A 1,177-nucleotide genomic window follows, 5' to 3' on the forward strand; every position below is an offset into this window, starting at 1 on the left:
GCGGCACCGTGGCCTCGCCGTCGGCCCGGCGCAGCGCGACCAGCATCCGGCGCAGCGCCGCCAGGGTGTCCCGCCCGGCGGCCTCGATCTCGCCCAGCGCCTGCTTGGCCCGCTCCGGCCGGCGGTCGATCACCCGGCGGGCGGCACCGGCCTGGAGGGCGACGATGCCGAGGCTGTGCGCGACGGTGTCGTGCATCTCGCGGGCGATCCGCAGCCGTTCGGCGGTGACCGCCTCCTCGGCCGCCCGGGCGCCGAGCGCCTCGGCGTGCTCCCGGTTCTGCCGCACCGAACGGCCGACCAGCCAGGCGACCAGCGCGAGCAGCGCGGCGCCGTCGGCCGAGCCGATGTGGGTGCCGGTGAAGATGCCCACCGTGCTGCCGCGCACCAGGCCGATGTGCAGCACCAGGAAGGCCATGACCAGGGCGAACGCGGCCCGGGAGCTGCGCCGCGGCCGGGTCGCGGTGATCAGGCAGAGCGCGGTGTCCACCGCGAGCAGCGCGCCGGGCGGCACCTGGACGAAGGCGGCCCAGCCGTCGGTCTCGGTGAACGCGGCGACCAGCAGCAGGGCGACGGAGAGCACCGGAAGCCGTCGCACCAGCGCCGCACCCGCGAAGGCCACCACCGTGTCGGCCAGGGTGAACGCCCAGCCGCCGTGCGCGGCGGCGCCGGGGTGCTGTGCGGCGTCGCCGCCGAGCCGGACGGCGGGGTAGCCGGCGGCCACGCACCAGGCGAGGCCGACCCAGACCTCGGGCGGGACGCGCCGGAGCAGCGGCGGGGAGGGGGGCGAGGGCATGGTTCGAGATCGTAACGACGGTCCGCGACGCCGTCATCCAACCGTGGTTGTACGGCCACGGTTGACCAGCAGTGTCGACGCCGGTCCGATGCGGCCGGCCGGCTCCCCCGGGCACCGTGGGACGCATGATCGAAGTCACCGAGCTGACGAAGCGCTACGGCCGCGGCAAGCGGGTCCGCACCGCCGTCGACCACCTCTCCTTCACCGTCCGGCCCGGCCGGGTCACCGGCTTCCTCGGCCCCAACGGCGCGGGCAAGTCCACCACCCTGCGGCTGGTCCTCGGCCTGGGCGGCCCCACCGCCGGCACCGTCACCGTCGACGGTCGCCCCTTCCGCGGCCGGCCCCGCGGCCTGCGGCACGCCGGCGCGTTGCTCGACGCGGGCG

2 protein-coding genes are annotated in these 1,177 nt (G+C 77.1%); one reads left to right on the forward strand and one right to left on the reverse strand.

Annotated elements, in window-relative coordinates; all coding sequences use genetic code 11:
• On the reverse strand, nt 1–793 hold a 793-nt coding region (locus tag KS423_RS45825; protein ID WP_224285564.1), incomplete at its 3' end, for a sensor histidine kinase.
• Between the two features lie 125 nt (nt 794–918).
• Here KS423_RS45825 and KS423_RS45830 point away from each other — a divergent pair.
• Nucleotides 919–1,177 (forward strand): ATP-binding cassette domain-containing protein (locus tag KS423_RS45830; RefSeq protein ID WP_224285565.1); only part of this gene is annotated, 259 nt, incomplete at its 3' end.

Origin of the sequence: Streptomyces sp. LS1784, from assembly GCF_020103755.1 — a bacterium.
Lineage (GTDB): Bacteria > Actinomycetota > Actinomycetes > Streptomycetales > Streptomycetaceae > Kitasatospora.